This is a genomic window from Promicromonospora sp. NPDC110617, assembly GCF_055598465.1.
The window spans coordinates 347,451-363,275 of the sequence record NZ_JBVKBM010000004.1 but is presented as its reverse complement, the minus strand read 5'-3'; the positions used below and the strand labels follow the sequence as shown (position 1 = coordinate 363,275).

The window sequence follows — 15,825 nt, the reverse complement described above, 5'->3', positions numbered from 1 at the left end:
GTGTGCCGGTTGTTTGGGGGGGGAGGGGGGGGGGTTGGTGGGGGGGGGGGGGTCGTCCCCCCGCGGGGGCGGACCCCCCCAACGGAAAAAAACCCCCCCACGGCCGGGCGGCACCGCCCGGCAGCACGCGAGCGGTTAGCGGTTCGCCCCGAAGGCCCGCAGGAACGTGTCGACGACGACGTCGGCCGCCTGCGCGTCGCTGAGCTCGGAGAGCTCCCGCGCGGAGAGGTGGAGCAGCTGCCCGAGGACGCCGCCCGGCCAGCGCGCGGGCAGCCCCGGCCGGAGCACCCCCTCGTCCACCGCGCGCTGGAGGAACAGGTCCACCTCGTCGATCGCGCGGAGCCGCCGGGCCCAGATCTCCGGGTCCGAGCGCATGCGGCTGATCTCGGTCGGCCACGCCCGGTTCACCCCGACGATGCCCTCGACGTAGCGGTGCAGCGCCACGGGCACGGGCGCCTCGCGGAGCCGGGCCTCCACGGTCACGGCCTCGATCGCGTCCAGCCGAGCCTGGTACACCGCCGCCAACAGCTCCTCGCGGCCGGCGAACCGCCGATAGACCGTCCTGCGGTCCACCCCGGCCTCGGCCGCGATCGCCGCGATGCTCGCCGAGGGATCGTCCGCGAGCATGCGCGCGCCCGTCATGAGCAGGAGTTCGAGGTTGCGCGCGGCGTCGGCTCTCACGCCCACAACCTACCCGCGGGCTGACGACCCGCCACGCGAACCACCCCTGTCTACTGCCTCACAGTTGTGCCTCTTCTGCTGAGTAACTGCTACATTGATGTGACAGATACAGCCTGAGGAGGCAACACAGTGATCACCCGGAACCAGCTCTTCATCGGCGGCACGTGGACCGCCCCGAGCGGCACCGCGCTGCTCGACATCGTTTCCCCGCACGACAACTCCGTGATCGGCCGGGCGGCGCAGGCGCTGCCCGCCGACGTCGACCGGGCCGTCGCGGCTGCCCGGACGGCCTTCGACGAAGGCCCGTGGCCCCGGACCACGCCGGAGGAGCGGATCGCCGCGATCCGGCGGCTGAACGCTCTCCGCGAGGAGCGCGCCGACGAGATCACGGCGCTCATCTCCGCGGAGAACGGCTCCGCCCTGTGGTTCACCACGGCGGGCCAGCCCGGCCTGACCCGGCAGGCCGTCGCCTACCTGAAGGCCGCGGAGGAGTTCGACTGGGAGCGGACCCTCGACCCGTCGGACCCCGCCGCGCCGTTCCGGTCGGTCGTCCGCCGCGAGGCGGTCGGCGTGGTCGCCGCGGTCATCCCGTGGAACTCGCCGTTCTCCTCGGCGATGGCCAAGATCATCCCCGCGCTGCTGGCCGGCAACACCGTCGTCCTCAAGGTGTCGCCGGAGAACACGCTCAGCATGTCCCTGCTCGCGGACCTGCTGGCCGAGACCGGCTTGCCCGAGGGTGTCATCAGCGTCCTGCCCGCGGATCGCGAGACCAGTGAACACCTGGTCAGGCACCCGGACGTCGACAAGGTCGCCTTCACCGGATCGACCCGCGCGGGCCGCCGCATTGCCTCGCTGGCCGGCGAACAGCTCAAGCGGGTGAGCCTCGAGCTCGGCGGCAAGTCGGCCGTGCTGATCCTGCCCGACGCCGACGTCGACGCCGCCGTCCGGGGCGTCCGGTTCGGCTCCCTGCTGAACAACGGCGAGTCGTGCATCGCCCAGACCCGCATCCTCGCCCCGCGCAGCCGCTACGAGGAGGTCGTCACCGGGCTCAAGCAGCTGATGGAGTCGCTGCGCGTCGGCGACCCGGCCGACGCCGAGACCTTCGTCGGCCCGATGATCCGCCGTGACCAGCAGCAGCGCGTCCTCGACTACATCCGCACCGGGATCGAGGAGGGAGCACGGCTCGTCACCGGCGGACCGGAGGTGCCGGCGGGCCTGGAGCAGGGCAACTACGTGACGCCCACGCTCTTCGCCGACGTCGACCCGTCGATGCGCGTCGCGCGGGAGGAGATCTTCGGCCCGGTCCTCGTGGTCATCGCCTACGACGACGAGGAGGACGCGGTGCGCATCGCCAACGGCTCCGAGTACGGCCTGTCCGGCGGCGTCTGGTCCGCCGACCCCGAGCACGCGCTGGCCGTCGCGCGCCGGCTGCGGACCGGCACCGTGACCGTCAACGGCGCCCCGATCGGCTTCGACGGCCCGTTCGGCGGGTTCAAGGCCAGCGGCCTCGGCCGCGAGTACGGCGCCGTCGGGCTCGGCACCTACACCGAGTACCAGACCGTCACGATCCCGGAGGAGAAGGAACGATGAGCCTCGACACCCCGACCCGGCCCGCGGTACGCCCGGCGATGGCCGCCCTGATCCTCGCGGTCCTGCTGGCCGCGCTGGACCAGACCATCGTCACCACCGCCCTGCCCCGGATCGCCACCGACCTCGGCGGGTTTCGCGACATCGCCTGGATCACCGCGTCCTACCTGCTCGCCTCGACCGCGGCCACCCCGCTGTGGGGCAAGCTCGGCGACATGCTGGGGCGCAAGCGCCTCTACCTCGTCGCCACGACGGCGTTCCTGGTCGCGTCCGCGCTGTGCGGGCTCGCCCAGGACCTGCCCCAGCTGATCGCCGCCCGGGCCGTCCAGGGCCTCGCGGGCGGCGGGATGATCGTCCTGACCTTCGCGCTCGTCGGCGACCTCGTCGCACCCGCGGAACGCGGCCGCTACCAGGGCCGGTTCGGCTCGGTGTACGGCATCGCCAGCATCGCCGGCCCCCTGCTCGGCGGCTTGTTCACCGACCACCTGTCCTGGCGGTGGGCGTTCCTGATCAACGTGCCCGTCGGGCTCGTGGCCGTGCTCCTCGCCAGGCGTGCCCTGCCCACCGCGGCGCACAGGTCCGCGGCTCGCATCGACTACCTCGGTGCCCTGCTGCTCGCCGGCGGGGCCACCGCACTGGTCCTGATCGCCTCGTTCGGCCCCCGCTGGGGCTGGGCATCGCCCAGTACCCTGGCCCTCGCGGTCACGGCCGTGGTCCTGGCGGCACTGCTGATCCCCGTGGAACGCCGTGCCGCCGCCCCGGTGCTGCCGCTCTCGATGTTCGCCTCCCGCACGGTGGCCGTCGCCTCCGCCGTCGGGTTCATCGCCAACGTGGCGATGTTCAGCGTGCTGGTGTACCTGCCGACCTACCTCCAGGTGGTCGACGGGGTGTCGGCCACGCTCTCCGGCATCCACATGCTGCCGCTGGTGATCGGGCTGGTGGTGAGCCAGTCGCTCGCCGGGCGGTGGGTCGCGAACCCGGCCCGCGTGCGGCTGGTGCTGGTGGTCGGCATGGCGCTCAACGTCGTCGGGCTCCTGCTCCTCAGCACGCTCGCACCGGGGACGAGCCAGCTCGCCCTCGTCGCCTACTTCCTCGTCGCCGGCGTCGGCATCGGCATGGTGCCGATGGTGGCGCTGACGGCGGCGCAGAACGCGGTGCCCACCGCCGACATCGGTGCCGCCAGCGCGGTGGTGACGTTCTCCCGGTCGATCGGCGCCGCCCTCGGCGTCGCCGTCTTCGGCAGCCTGCTGGGCGAGGACCTGGCACACACCATCGGCAGCGCGTTCCTGTGGATCACGCCGGTCGTCGTCGTCGGCACCGTCCTCGCCGCGCTCCTGAGGCGTCCGCGGACCGCGTCCGTCACGGGGACCCCGGCGCGCCCGGGGTCCGCCGCCGCCGTCGGCCGGCCGTCCTGAGCCGCCGGGGCGTCAAGCCCCGGCCCTCAGACGGCGGGCGGGACCGCCACGACCTTGCCGTGAACCTGCCCCGCGTCGGCCTGCCGGTGGATCTCCGGCAGCTCGCTCAGCGGCACGCGCCGGGCGATCTCCACGTGCAGGTCGCCGCTGTCGACGAGCGCGACCAGGCCCGCGAGCACGTCGGCGTCGGGGTGCAGGAAGACCGTGACGGCACGCACGCCGCGCGCCTCGTCGCCGGGCGTGGCCACGGTCGGCGTCGTGGAGACGACGACGCCGCCGTCGCGGACCCGGGCTGCCAGCGCGACGAACCCCTCGGCGGTGATCGGGGCCAGGTTGAGCAGCACGTCGACCGGCTCGGTCACCGCGTCGAGCACCGAGGTGGTGGTGTGGTCGACGATCTCGTCCGCGCCGGCCGCCTTCACGGCCTGCTCGCTGCGCGGGCTCGCGGTCGCGACGACATACGCGCCGGCGCGCTTGGCAAGCTGCACGGCGTACCCGCCCACCGGGCCGCCGGCGCCGTTGATCAGCACCCGCTGGCCGGCCTGGAGCCCGCCGGCCTCGAACAGCGCCTGCGAGGCGGTGAGCCCCACGGACGGGAGCCCGGCGGCGTCGGCCAGCGGGATGCGCGTCGGTGCGGGCACCAGGTCCGCCGCCGGGGCGACGACGTACTGCGCCGCCGAGCCGTCGGCGATCATCGGGATGAACCCGACCACGTCCTGGCCCACGGCGAGGCCCTCCACGCCGTCGCCGAGCGCGTCGACCGTGCCCGAGACGTCGTAGCCCGGCACGTGCGGCAGCGCCACGGGGAAGGGTAGGAACCCGCCGCGGATGCCGCCGTCGGCCGGGTTGAACGCCGATCCGGCGACCCGGACGCGCACCTCGCCTGCGCCGGGAACCGGCTGGTCGGCGTCCTCGTACCGCAGAACCTCGGCGGAGCCCGTCTCGTGGAACCGAACTGCCTTCATGATGTCGTTCCCTTCGGTCACATGCTTCGGATTCGAAGCAACTGACGAGGACGCTAGCACTGCTTCAAATTGGAAGCAAGTGCTTCGAGTTGGAAGCATCAATGCGCCTGGCTAGGCTGGGGACGTGACCTCGACCCCGCCGCCCCTGGATGCCACGCAGCTGGGGGCCTACTTCGCCCTCATCGAGGCGAGCAGCCTGCTGAAGCACTCCGTCGAGCAGCAGCTGCGGGACGCCGGGGACCTGAGCTACGTGCAGTTCCAGCTCCTGGCGACCCTCGGGGACTCGCCGACGGGCAGCCGGCGGATGACCGACCTGGCCGACGGCGTCGTCTACAGCCGCAGCGGGCTCACCTACCAGGCCCAGACACTGGAGAAGCGGGGGCTGGTCACCCGATCGCAGTCCTCCGACGACGAGCGGGGCGTCACCGTGACGATCACGGAGGCGGGGCGCGCCGTGCTCGCGGAGGTCTTCCCGGGGCACGTCGGCCTTCTCGACGAGCTGCTGTTCGCCCCGCTGAGCCGTGCCGACATCGAGACGCTCGCCGACATCCTCGGCCGCGCGCGGGACCACATGCGCCGGACGCCGCCACGGTCGGCGGGGGCGCGGCGGCGGAAGAAGGCGGCCGCGGCGGAATAGGGCTGCGGCGCTGCGGGCCGCGGCCGCGTGGCGACGCCGCCGGCCTACTCGGTCCCCGACCAGGTCGGGCGGATCCCCGGAGACACCGACGGGACCTCGCTCACGGGTGCCCGTTCGACCGGCAACGGCACCGGAGCCGTCGCCACCGGCGCGAACGGCGCGCCGTCGGGCGGCCGGGTCTCCATCAGGTCGCCGGCCAGGTCGTACGTCGCGTTGATCTTGAACCACTCGGCCGAGAAGGCGAGGTGGCGGAGGACGAGCTTGTCGTCGGTGTCCCCGTGAGCGACCGGTTCCAGGCTCTGGCGCACGTATCGACCGGAGTCGTTCACGAGGACGCCGGGGGCCGGCACGCGAAAGCAGCGGACGTCGTCCTCGTCGGGATGGAAGTCGAGATCTCGGACGGTCATCGCTGCCCCCTCGGACATCGCAGAGGCTCCCGACCCTAGTGACCGTCGACCAGCGCGACAGCCTCCGTGAACTCCCAGTGCCACGGTTCGTACGGCCCGGAGCCGCCGGCCTGCGCCCAACCCGGGTTGTCCCAGCCGTGCTCCGGGCCGTGGGCCTTGAGCCAGTCCCAGCGCTCGCCGGCGTAGCTGTCGGCGCAGATGTCCACGGCCAGGCCCCAACCGTGGTTGGACCGGCCGGGCGTCGCCGTCAGCGTCGGCTTCTGCGCCTTCGCGGTGACCTGCTGCGCGTAGCTGCGGTAGCCGTCCGTGAGGCACAGCGCCTCGCCGAACTGCTCGGTGTAGGCCTGGTTGAGCCGGGCCAGCGCGACGGCGGCATCGGCACGAACCGGCGGGTAGCCGTCCCAGAGGTCGCACAGCTCGTCGTCGGGCACCTGGCCGTTGAGGCCCGAGCCCGTCGCCTCGCCGTCGCAGCCCGGCAGGACGGGCGGGGCCGCGACCTCCACGGGCGCACTCTCCCCGCCGGGCATCGTGGCGTCCTGGGGGACGGTGATGCCGGCGTCGGCCGTTCCACGTGGTGCGCGCTCCTGGCTGCGGGATGCGCCGGCCTCCCGGTCGCGCGCGGTCTCGACCGCACCGGCCGACGGGCCGGTGAGCGCAGCGGCGGCTCCCGGCTGGTCGCGCGCGTCACGTCCCGGCTCGCCCGCGGTCGCCACAGTGACCGACATGGTGGCGACGAGAGCGACGCCCACCCCGAGCTTCAACGGCCACCGCCTCGTGACCGCGGACAGCGGACTGCTCGGCGGGGCGGAGTGCCGGCCCCGCCTGGGCCGTGCTCGCGTCGGTGTCGCCATGGGTGTTTCTCCTGGGGATCGGCAGGGTCGAAGGCAGAGGCGTGAGGGGCGGGCGCCGGCCCGCCCCTCACGCGGAGTGCGTCAGAGAACGCGGATGAACGTCGGGTTGGACTGCCAGATCTGCGTGTAGCGCACCGTCTTGCCCGGCACGGGCGCCTCGATCTGCATGCCGTCACCGGCGTAGATCGCGATGTGCCCGGGCGACCAGATCAGGTCACCGGGCTGCGCGTCGGACCAGGAGACCTCCGGTCCGGCGTACCGCTGCTCGGACGAGGTGCGGGGCAGGTTGACCCCGACCTGGGCGTACACGTAGGACGTGAACCCGGAGCAGTCCATCCCGGCCGGGGTCGAGCCGCCCCACAGGTAGGGCACGCCGAGATACCGCATGCCGATGGACACCACGGCGGAGCTCGACGCCGAGGCCGGGAGGTCGACCGCGGCCGCGGCCGCCTCCGCGGCGGCGGCCGCGGCTTCGGCGGCTGCCTCGGCCTCCGCCTCGGCGGCGAGCTGCGCCTGGTACTCGTCGTTCTCGGCCGCCGAGACGACCGAGACGGCGGCCCGCTCGACCCTGAGCTCGGCGTCGTTGGCCACGGTCACGACCGGCGCTGCGGCGACGGACTCCTTGGCCTGGGCCGCCAGGGCGTTGAGGTCCGCCGTGTTGAGGGCGCCCTGGACGGACTTGCCGGCCAGGGACGTGGTGACTGCCGGGGCCGCTTGAGCGGGGGTCGCGACCAGGGACAGCAGCACGCCGGAACCGGCCGCGGCCGCGACGGCGGTTCGCCCGGCGAACGTGGTGACCTGTTCGGTGGCGGCTCGGGCGACGTCGGCCAGGACCGGGCGGACCGCCCGGTGGCGACCGCGACCGCGCACGGTCGGGTCAGGGGTGTAGCTGGGCTCCATGAAAGCTGGGACCTTTCGGATCGGAGTAGAACCACACGCGGCCCCGGGTTCGGGGCGCGCGACACCGGTCGACACCCCAGGTGGGGTGGTGTCGACGGGAGGTGGCGGTCTACGTCCGGGAGATCCCGAGGGCGTGGAGCGACGGCGCGGCTGCCACGGCCACGCCGGAGGCGGTCCCGTGCTCGGGGTGCGCGAGGTCGGGCACCAGCCACTGCAGGGCGAGGTCCGGCTCTCCGGCCAGCTCCGCGGAGGGCGACACGGTCCGGTCGTACCGGGCCGTCACCGTGCGGTTCTCCGAGCAGTGGTTCGGGTCCTCGCCGTGGTGGCCGGAGGCCCCTCCGGCCTCCGCGGACACCACGGCAGATACCGCGTACTGCCCGACGGCGCTCGCCGGGTGGGCGTGTCCGGCCTCGTCCAGGTGGACGCTGCACAGCAGCTGCACGCTCAGGACGGTGAACACCAGGAACATGACGGCCAGGACACTCTTGACCTCTCGCCGAGGATCGGCGAGGAGCGAGCGAGCGGCACGGGTCAGGTTCATGGCGAGCCCAAGAGTAACGGTATGGACACGGAACGGGGCAACACGGCGTGATGAGCGGGACCGGGGCACCGTCTGGATGCGGCTCGACCAGGTGGTCGCCGCGGCGAGTCCGCACTGGTCCCGGAGCCGACGCGCCACTCGCTAGCCTGAGCACGTGAACGGTGACTACCAGGTGTTCCGGCCCAGGTCAGAGGACGTCTACGACTGGTCGGGCGGCCAGCTGCACCCCGAGATCCGGCAGCACGTCGCGGTGGGCAACATCGTCCGCGTCCAGGTGTCGGAGAACGGGAGCGTGGAGACCGGCTGGTCCGACACGCCCTACGTGCGCGTCACCGAGCAGGACGGCGACCGGCTGACGGGGGTCGTGGACGACCCCTACCGGTCGCAGTACAGCGCCCTGGAGAACGACACGGTCCTCGAGTTCGACCGCGCGGACGTCACGGAGATCCCGCTCGACTGGCCGGAGAACGAGGCGCTGGAGCCGAAGGCGACCCACACCGGGCGGGGGCGGGAGATCACCGGGTACATCGAGCCGGAGTGACCGGGCCGGTCGCGCGTCATCCCTGCTGCCCAGACCTTCGTGGCGTGACCAGGCCGGACTCGTAGGCGAAGACGACGAGCTGCGCCCGGTCGCGGGCACCGAGCTTGGTCATGGCCCTGTTGACGTGGGTCTTCGCCGTCAGCGGGCTGATCACCATGCGGCCGGCGATCTCGTCGTTGGACAGCCCGAACGCGACCAGCGCGACGGCCTCACGCTCCCGGTTGGTCAGCTCCGCCATCGCCGTCGTGGCGTTGATCCTGGGGGGCTCGGTGACGTACCGGTCGATGAGCCTGCGGGTGATGGACGGAGCGAGCAGCGCCTCACCGCGCGCGGCGAGGCGCACGGCGTGCAGGAAGTCGTCCGGCTGCACGTCCTTGACGAGAAATCCGGCCGCACCCGCACGCAGCGCGTCGAGGACGTACTCGTCCAGTCCGTAGTTCGTCAGGACAACGACGTGCACCGCGTCCAGTGCCGGGTCCGCGGCGACGAGCCGGGTCATCTCGATACCGTCCACGACCGGCATCCGGACGTCGACGAGCGCGACGTCAGGGACGAGCCGCGCGGCCAGCGCGAACCCCTTCTGACCGTCACCAGCCTCCGCGACCACCTCGATGTCGTCCTCGACCTCCAGGAGCGCACGGAAGCCGCTGCGGATCAGGGGCTGGTCGTCGACCAGCAGGACGCGGATCACGGGTGTGCCCGCTCGAGCGGGAGCCTGACCTGGACGGCGAAGCCGCCGTCAGCCCGCGGCCCCGCTCCCAGTCGGCCTCCGAGCGCAGCAACCCGCTCCTGCATACCGAGCAGCCCGACACCGTGTTCCGGTGCGGCGTCCGGCGTGGCCGTACCGTCGTCCTCGACCCGGATGGCCAGGGCGTCGGGCAGGTACTCGATCAGGACGGACGCGCAGGAGGCCGCCGAGTGCCGCGTCACGTTGGTCAGCGACTCCTGGACGATCCGGTACGCGGTCTGGTCCACCGTGACCGGCACCGGACCCGGTTCCCCCACGATCGTCAGCGTCACGTCCACACCGGCCGTCCGGACCTGGTGCACCAGGCGTCGAACCTCCGCCAGCCCGTGTGGTGGATGCCAGTCGTCGTCGCGCATCATCTCCAGGGTCGCCCGCAGTTCGCGGGTCGCCTCCCGACCGGCCTCCCGGATCGCCAGCAAGGCCTGCGGTACCTCCTCGCCCCGCTTGCGGGCCACGTGCACGGCCGCCTCCGAATGCACCTTGATCACCGAGATCTGATGGGTGAGCGAGTCGTGCAGCTCCCGCGCGATGCGCAGCCGCTCCTCGTCGGCCCGCGCCCGCGCCGTCGCCTCGCGGGTACGCTCCGCCTCGTCGGCCCGGAACTCAGCCTGCCGCAGCGCCTCACCGGCCGCCCCCGCCGCTATGAGCCACGCGATCTCCAGGGCTCCTCTGGCCTGTGCCAGCGCGTCACCCATGTCCTGCAGCCCGGAGAGCCACGCCGCGACCGGGAGCACGGCAAGCATGAGCACGCTCACCACCACCGCGACGCGACGGTGCCCGGTACGCACCGCCGTGTAGAGCGCGAACAGGTAGGCGATCGCCGGGACGTCGAACCCGGCTGCCTGGTACCCCACCGCGCACAGCCCGGTGAGGACCAGGACGGTGGTCGGTATCCGCCGGCGCATGCCCAAGGCCAGGCCGCCCAGGACAAGCAGCACGTAACCGAACCCTTCGGCATCGGCAGCGGAACGTTGCTCGGTCAGTCCCGTGACCAGAGATGCCGCCGCCACCCCCACGGCGATCGCCCACTCCATGATCCGCGCGCGCACACCGGAAGCCTAGCCAGCACGGGGCCGCGAGCGACTCCCCCCGGAGGACCAGCGCCGACTACTACGTGCGCAGTATGTCCCAGGCGACTGCCACAGCCACGGCAGCTCGAAGTTGCTGCACCGGCACGACGACTCCTGAACGTCTCGCGCGGACGATGGAACACCTTCACGTAAGTTCAACTCTGAGGAGCACGCCATGTTCGTCGTCTTCGACATGCCAGTCGTCTTCGAGCTCGTCGCACCGGCAGCCGAACAGGTCTGCACCTCCGCGCAGGATTGCGCCGGGCAGGGCGTCGGCAACTTCGTCGGAACCCCCGCGCGCATCTGGGCCACCGCTGCCGCCATGGTCGGCCTGCTCGGTGTGCTCAGCGGCCTGCTCGCACGACGCCGGTCCCGCCTGGGCAGCGGGAACAGCGGCCGCACAGGGGCGGTCGTCGCCGCAGCCGCGGGCCTGGTCTCGCTGATCAACGGCGTGGTCAACCTGGCGGTCGCGGATGGTGGCCTCGGCACGGGCAACGGGGTCGCCGGTGGCGCAGCCGCAGTAGGGCTCGGGCTGATCAGCACCACCCTCGGCTGGCGGATCCTCACCCACCGGCGTCCTGCTGAATCCACGGCCAGCAGGTGAAGCGCCGTGTGATGCCGCGGGTCAGGGAGACCTCCTGTCGGCGACACTGTCGGACCACGCTGCGTGTGAGCGGTCGCTGACAACAGAGAGGGCCGCTGCGCTGGTGTTTTACCAGTTCAGCGGCCCTCTGTCGGTGGAGCTAGGGGGATTCGAACCCCCGACCTTCTCTGGGAGCCTCGAGTCCTCGCACCACATCCGGACCGGCTGGTAAGTACTGTCTTGGCGAGCCCGCAACCTGCAGAATCGTTGGAATCTAGCGGATCGCGGGGCTCATCAAGGAGTCTGGCATCGGCGCGCGTTGGTGCGCAACCGGGCCCGCTCAGGCTCGTTCGATGCGTGGCATGCGCGTGGCACGGGGCTGATGCGTGGCACATCCGTGGCACGAACTCGTCCGCAAAGGGGCGCTCGAAACAACCTGTCACGATGTGCCACCCAACACAGGCCCCAAGTACGGACCTCTCCGGGATGAAGTGGTCGGTACCCGGGGCACCCGTGCGTCCTGACTACTCGATGCGCGACACGTGGTAGTGCGCGATCTGCCACTCCTGTTCGTGATGTTCGAGCAGGGTGGTGAGGTGCACGTTGACGGTGGGCCGGTCAGGGAACGCGAAGGCCAGCTGGACGTAGCCGAGGATCGTTCCCGGGCTGGGTGTGCGCGTGTGTAGGACCCGGAAGGACGCCGTCATGCCGAGAGGCTGTGCAGCGTAGTACTCCGCCACACCCGTGCGCCCGATGTTGTGGCTCGGTCGTAGTCCTTGGAAGAGGGCGTCGGTCGTGAATACGGCGGCGACGCCCTCGGGGTCGTGCGCGTCGACCCGGTCCTTCCATCGGTCCAGGACCGTAGTGACGACAGCGTTGGCCTCGTCGAGTGGTGTGGTCGTGCTCATGGCGCCATCTCCGTTCTCAGGACAGTCCGCCGTCGATGTCGACGACGGCTCCGGACATGAAGGGGTTCTCGGCGAGGAACAGTGCGGCCTCGGCCGTCTCCCGTGCGGTGCCAGCACGCCCGACGGGCGCGGCGCCGGCCGCGAACTTCAGGTACTGGTCGTGCTCGGCGGGCGGGGTGCGGTCAGCGCGGGTGTCGATCCAGCCGGGTGAGAGCGCGTTGATGCGCACGGGTGCGATCTCCAGGGCGAGGGCCTTGGTCAGTGCCTCGACTGCCCCGTTGGCCACGGCGTACGGGGTGTAGCCGGCGGTGGGCTTGCGGTAGAGGTAGCCGGACATGAGGGTGATCGAGCCGTCGGGCGGGAGCAGGGGCAGTGCGGCCTTGACCGCGTGGTACTGGCCCCAGAACTTGCTCTCGACGAAGGCGCGCATGCGATCTTCGCTGATGTCGGTGAACTGTCCGCCCTCGGTGATCGCGGCGAAGGCGAAGAGGTGGTCGAAGGGTCCGATCTCCGTGAACGTCTGCTGGACTGCTTGCGTGTCGGTGACGTCCAGGACTCGGTAGGAGGCGGAGTCCCCGAGGTTCTTCTGCGCGGTGCGCAGTGTCTCCTCGGTGCGGCCCAGGATGACCGCGCGGGCGCCGCGTTCGATAGCGAGCTGCGCGGTCGCGTAGCCGATGCCGGTGGCGCCGCCGGTGACAACGATGGTCTTGGTGTCCCAGTTCATGATGGCCTTTCGTATGGTGCGGCTGGGTAGTGCGGTGGGTCGGCCCGATCAGATGCCGACCCGGGCGAGGAACCCGCGGATGTATCCGGTGATCGCGTCGAGGTGGCTCTCCAGGGCGAAGTGGCCGCTGGGCAGCAGGTGGATCTCCGCGTCGGGCAGGTCCGCGGCGAAGGCCGTGGCGCCGTCGGCGGCGAAGATGCCGTCACGTTCGCCCCAGACGGCCAGCAGCGGGACCTGCGTGCTGCGGAAGTACTCGTGGACGGCGGGGTAGAGCGCGACGTTGCTGGGGTAGTCGCGGAACAGGGCCAGCTGCACCAGGTCGTTGCCCGGTCGGTCCAGCAGTGCCTGGTCGTGGGTCCAGGTGTCGGGGCTGACCACCGACGGGTCCTCGACGCCGTTGAGGTACTGCCACTTCGTGGACTCCAGCGACAGGGCGGCCCGCACACCCGGTTCGGTCTCGGCGTCCGGGGTGGTGGCGTAGGCGAACAGCCCGTCCCAGAAGGCGCGGACGAAGCCTGCCTCGTAGGCGTTGCCGTTCTGCGTGATGATCGCGGTGACCGCTGTGGGGTGGCGCAGTGCGAGCCGCCAGCCGATGGGGGCGCCGTAGTCCTGGACGTAGAGGGCGTAGCGGTCCAGCCCGAGCTGGGTCAGCAGCGCGTCGGTGGTGTCGGTCAGGTGGTCGAAGGTGTACTCGTAGTCGTCGACCGACGGTGCGTCGCTGAGGCCGAACCCGAGGTGGTCCGGGGCGATGACGTAGTAGGTGTCGGCCAGCGCCGGGATGAGGTGGCGGAACATGAACGAGCTGGTCGGGAAGCCGTGCAGCAGCACGATCGCGGGGTTGCTGGGGTTGCCGGCCTCGCGGTAGAAGACGGTCCGGCCGTCGATGGTCGTGGTGCGGTGGTGGACGGTGATCATGATTCCTCCTGGTTTTTCGGGTGGTTGGGCCGCTGGCCCGGGTGGTGGGCCGACGGGGGGTCTGTGGGTGTTTCAGTGGCGGGCGTGTCGCCGGGCGGCGGCCGTGATGCTGCCCAGGGCGATCGCGCCGATGAGTGCGGTGGCGGCGGCCACGGCGGCCCAGGCCCAGACCTGCCAGGCCGCTGGTTGGGTCGCGGCGAGCCAGCGGACGGCGTAGGTGGCGCTGGCGGCGGTGGTGAAGGTCAGTGCCCAGAAGCTGGGGCCGAACCGGAGGCGGCGGTAGCGGCCGATGAGCGCGAGCTGGAGCGCGACGAAGACGACGAAGGTGCCCAGCAGTGCGTCCTGCACGCCGTCGGGGGCGCCGCCTGTCATCGCGAACCAGGCGTTGCCGGCGACTGCGGGCGGAGCGCTGACGATGGCGAGGATGGGCACGAGGGTGTCAGGCAGGGTGGGTCCCAAGGCGAGACGGGTCAGGACGATCGCGGTGATCAGTGCCCAGAACAGGACACCGACGGCGAACGCGGCCAGGGCGGCATGGTGCAGACCCACCTGGGCCAGGGCTTGCGCGGACAGCAGCCCGGTAGCAACGGTCGGCAGGAGGTAGCCGCCGTGGATCACCGCCACGTCGCGAGGCTGGGCGACCAGTGAGGCCAGGAACACCGCGGCGTAGAGCAGCCCGGCTGCCACAGCGGTCAGGACGACGGCGGTTCCCGGACCGGGCGCGTCGGACACGACCCGCCCGCCGATCAGGAGAGCGACAGCGGGTACCAGCGCGGCGAACGGGCCGGTAACGGGATCGACCAGATCAGCTCGCAGTGCTCCGGCACGGTGGGCGCCGATCGCCCAGCGAGTCAGGGTGGCGGCCCACAGGAGCAGCGCGGTGGCCCACAGGGCGAGCTCAATCACGGGCGGTGCGTCGAGGAAGGACTCGGCGGCGGTCCAGGTCCCGGCCAAGCCCGAGATCCCGAAGGCGGGCGCCAGGGAGTTGGGCCGGGTCCGCGGCGTCGCGTCGTGCTGGGTCTGCCCCGCCGGGCGGGGTGCTGTCTGTCGGGTCATCTCTGCTCCTGGTGGGTGCGCGTGGTGCGGTGGCGGGCTGTGCGCGGTCGCCGCACCAGGGCCGCGGCCAGGACTGCGACGCCGATGGCGGCGGGTGCGGCAAGGTAGGGCCCGGCGGGCACGAGCAGGGTGGCGACCGCGCCGGTGGCGAGCAGCGCCGTCCACCAGGCACGGGTGCCACGGGCCAGCAGTCGCAGTCCTGCGGCCAGGCCGAGGACGTACACGGGGACCTGCGACCCGGCGGTCAGCGCGACCAGGAAAGCGACGTCGACCGGAGTGGTCGCGGCCGCGATGAGAGCGGCCGCCATGATCAGCACCGGGACGGTCAGGGCGCGGGCCCGGGCGGCCGGCCGTGCCGGGTCGCCGCCGGACTGCGCGGCACCGGTCTCCACGAGGCTGCCTGCGTAGGCGGTCGCGTTGCCCGTGGCCACGGCGGCCGCGACCACGGCCGCCACGATGACGCCAGGGCTGCCCAGCGCGAGGTCGAGCATCGCGGCCACCGGTGCCTCGGTCCCGCCTGCGCGGGGTCCTAGTACGAGGATCTGCGGCACCGCGACCAGGCCGTACAGCGTCGCGACGACCACGAGGGTCAGGGCGGTGACCCGGGGCAGGGTCCGTTTCGGGTCGCGGAGCGTTCGGGGGAAGGCCGCGGCGGCCTCCCATCCGGTCAGGACCCAGGTCAGCACCAGTGCGGCCTGCAGCACCCCGGTCCAGCCGTCGGGTGCGAGCGGGGTCAGGGAGCTGGTGTCGGCGTGCGGTGCGGTGACAGCGGCGGTGACCACCACGAGGGCGACCACGAGCCCGGTCAGCACCGGGACGAGCGCACCGGTACCGGCGCGCCGTCCGATCGCAGCCACGACCGCGGTGGCCGTGATCGCGGAGGCGACCAGGAGCGTGGTCGTGCGTCCGCCATCGACGGCCTGGGCGACGTAGGCGCCGCCGATGAGGCCGAGCGCGGGGATCCCGACGGGCACGCCGTACCGGAACCACGCCCCGGCTACCCGCCCGGCCAGCGGCCCGAACGCCGTGGTGACGTACCCGACGATCCCTCCGGTCGCCCCGGTCCTCTCGATGGCCACGAAGGTGTGGGCGATCGGTACCGAGGCGACCAGCAGTGCGGCGAGCACGAGCAGCGAGGCCGGCCCGGCCGCCTGGGCCGCCAGGCCCGGGAGAGTGAGGATCCCGGGCCCGACGACGGCGGCGGTGTACAGCGCGGTACCGCGCAGCACACCCGCACCCCGGCGGGCCCGCGTGGGGGTCCCGGCCGGTCGGGCTGCCACCGGTGTCCTGGTCATG

At 72.2% G+C, this 15,825-nt stretch carries 18 protein-coding genes; 5 read left to right on the top strand and 13 right to left on the bottom strand.

Annotated features, from left to right (window positions below; genetic code table 11):
* Positions 1–135 precede the first annotated feature (135 nt).
* Positions 136–681 carry a TetR/AcrR family transcriptional regulator gene (locus ACZ7LE_RS23445; RefSeq protein ID WP_470405623.1) on the bottom strand — a complete coding sequence of 182 codons (546 nt, stop codon included), beginning with the start codon at positions 679–681 and terminating at the stop codon, positions 136–138.
* Positions 682–810: 129 nt separating this feature from the next.
* On the opposite strand from ACZ7LE_RS23445, the gene ACZ7LE_RS23440 reads away from it, so the two are divergent.
* Together ACZ7LE_RS23440 and ACZ7LE_RS23435 are read left to right on the top strand one after the other, a co-directional pair.
* A complete protein-coding gene (locus ACZ7LE_RS23440; protein ID WP_470405622.1) occupies positions 811–2,271 on the top strand; it encodes an aldehyde dehydrogenase in 1,461 nt (486 codons plus the stop codon).
* The gene (locus ACZ7LE_RS23435; protein WP_470405621.1) at positions 2,268–3,683 is read left to right on the top strand and encodes an MDR family MFS transporter; all 1,416 of its coding nucleotides are present in this window, start codon (positions 2,268–2,270) and stop codon (positions 3,681–3,683) included. The genes ACZ7LE_RS23440 and ACZ7LE_RS23435 overlap by 4 nt, the downstream gene beginning before the upstream one ends.
* Before the next feature lie 26 nt (positions 3,684–3,709).
* Here the strand turns inward: ACZ7LE_RS23435 and ACZ7LE_RS23430 are convergent, their stop codons facing one another.
* A complete protein-coding gene (locus ACZ7LE_RS23430) occupies positions 3,710–4,648 on the bottom strand; it encodes an NADP-dependent oxidoreductase (RefSeq protein WP_470405620.1) in 939 nt (312 codons plus the stop codon).
* A gap of 124 nt (positions 4,649–4,772) precedes the next feature.
* Between ACZ7LE_RS23430 and ACZ7LE_RS23425 the strand changes: the two genes are divergently transcribed.
* Positions 4,773–5,285 (top strand): MarR family winged helix-turn-helix transcriptional regulator, encoded by a 513-nt coding sequence (locus ACZ7LE_RS23425; RefSeq protein ID WP_470405619.1) that lies wholly within the window; start codon positions 4,773–4,775, stop codon positions 5,283–5,285.
* Positions 5,286–5,329: 44 nt separating this feature from the next.
* On the opposite strand, the gene ACZ7LE_RS23420 is transcribed toward ACZ7LE_RS23425, so the two are convergent.
* From ACZ7LE_RS23420 to ACZ7LE_RS23405, 4 genes are all read right to left on the bottom strand, one after another.
* Positions 5,330–5,692: a hypothetical protein gene (locus ACZ7LE_RS23420; RefSeq protein WP_470405618.1), complete on the bottom strand. Its 363-nt coding sequence runs from the start codon at positions 5,690–5,692 to the stop codon at positions 5,330–5,332.
* A 35-nt stretch (positions 5,693–5,727) separates the two neighbouring features.
* Positions 5,728–6,417: a M15 family metallopeptidase gene (locus ACZ7LE_RS23415; RefSeq protein ID WP_470405617.1), complete on the bottom strand. Its 690-nt coding sequence runs from the start codon at positions 6,415–6,417 to the stop codon at positions 5,728–5,730.
* Between the two features lie 207 nt (positions 6,418–6,624).
* Complete coding sequence (locus ACZ7LE_RS23410; protein ID WP_470405616.1) at positions 6,625–7,443, bottom strand: C40 family peptidase; 819 nt, start codon at positions 7,441–7,443, stop codon at positions 6,625–6,627.
* A 109-nt stretch (positions 7,444–7,552) separates the two neighbouring features.
* Positions 7,553–7,984, bottom strand: a complete 432-nt coding sequence (locus ACZ7LE_RS23405) for a hypothetical protein (RefSeq protein WP_470405615.1) — start codon at positions 7,982–7,984, stop codon at positions 7,553–7,555.
* Between the two features lie 154 nt (positions 7,985–8,138).
* On the opposite strand from ACZ7LE_RS23405, the gene ACZ7LE_RS23400 reads away from it, so the two are divergent.
* Positions 8,139–8,525: a hypothetical protein gene (locus ACZ7LE_RS23400; RefSeq protein WP_470405614.1), complete on the top strand. Its 387-nt coding sequence runs from the start codon at positions 8,139–8,141 to the stop codon at positions 8,523–8,525.
* A gap of 16 nt (positions 8,526–8,541) precedes the next feature.
* Here the strand turns inward: ACZ7LE_RS23400 and ACZ7LE_RS23395 are convergent, their stop codons facing one another.
* The gene (locus ACZ7LE_RS23395; RefSeq protein ID WP_470405613.1) at positions 8,542–9,216 is read right to left on the bottom strand and encodes a response regulator; all 675 of its coding nucleotides are present in this window, start codon (positions 9,214–9,216) and stop codon (positions 8,542–8,544) included.
* Entirely contained in the window at positions 9,213–10,322 is a 1,110-nt protein-coding gene (locus tag ACZ7LE_RS23390; protein ID WP_470405612.1) for a sensor histidine kinase, read from the bottom strand. Before ACZ7LE_RS23390 ends, ACZ7LE_RS23395 begins: the two co-directional genes overlap by 4 nt.
* A 196-nt stretch (positions 10,323–10,518) precedes the next feature.
* Here ACZ7LE_RS23390 and ACZ7LE_RS23385 point away from each other — a divergent pair, with 196 nt between their 5' ends.
* Positions 10,519–10,947 carry a DUF6223 family protein gene (locus ACZ7LE_RS23385; RefSeq protein WP_470405611.1) on the top strand — a complete coding sequence of 143 codons (429 nt, stop codon included), beginning with the start codon at positions 10,519–10,521 and terminating at the stop codon, positions 10,945–10,947.
* Between the two features lie 503 nt (positions 10,948–11,450).
* Here the strand turns inward: ACZ7LE_RS23385 and ACZ7LE_RS23380 are convergent.
* From ACZ7LE_RS23380 to ACZ7LE_RS23360, 5 genes are all read right to left on the bottom strand, one after another.
* A complete protein-coding gene (locus ACZ7LE_RS23380) occupies positions 11,451–11,834 on the bottom strand; it encodes an SgcJ/EcaC family oxidoreductase (RefSeq protein WP_470405610.1) in 384 nt (127 codons plus the stop codon).
* 16 nt (positions 11,835–11,850) lie between these two features.
* Positions 11,851–12,558: an SDR family oxidoreductase gene (locus ACZ7LE_RS23375; protein WP_470405609.1), complete on the bottom strand. Its 708-nt coding sequence runs from the start codon at positions 12,556–12,558 to the stop codon at positions 11,851–11,853.
* A gap of 48 nt (positions 12,559–12,606) precedes the next feature.
* Entirely contained in the window at positions 12,607–13,473 is an 867-nt protein-coding gene (locus ACZ7LE_RS23370; RefSeq protein ID WP_470405608.1) for an alpha/beta fold hydrolase, read from the bottom strand.
* 72 nt (positions 13,474–13,545) lie between these two features.
* On the bottom strand, positions 13,546–14,529 hold the full coding sequence (locus ACZ7LE_RS23365; RefSeq protein WP_470405607.1) for an SLAC1 family transporter: 984 nt from the start codon (positions 14,527–14,529) through the stop codon (positions 13,546–13,548).
* Positions 14,526–15,824 (bottom strand): APC family permease, encoded by a 1,299-nt coding sequence (locus tag ACZ7LE_RS23360; RefSeq protein WP_470405606.1) that lies wholly within the window; start codon positions 15,822–15,824, stop codon positions 14,526–14,528. Before ACZ7LE_RS23360 ends, ACZ7LE_RS23365 begins: the two co-directional genes overlap by 4 nt.
* Between the last annotated feature and the right edge of the window lies 1 nt (position 15,825).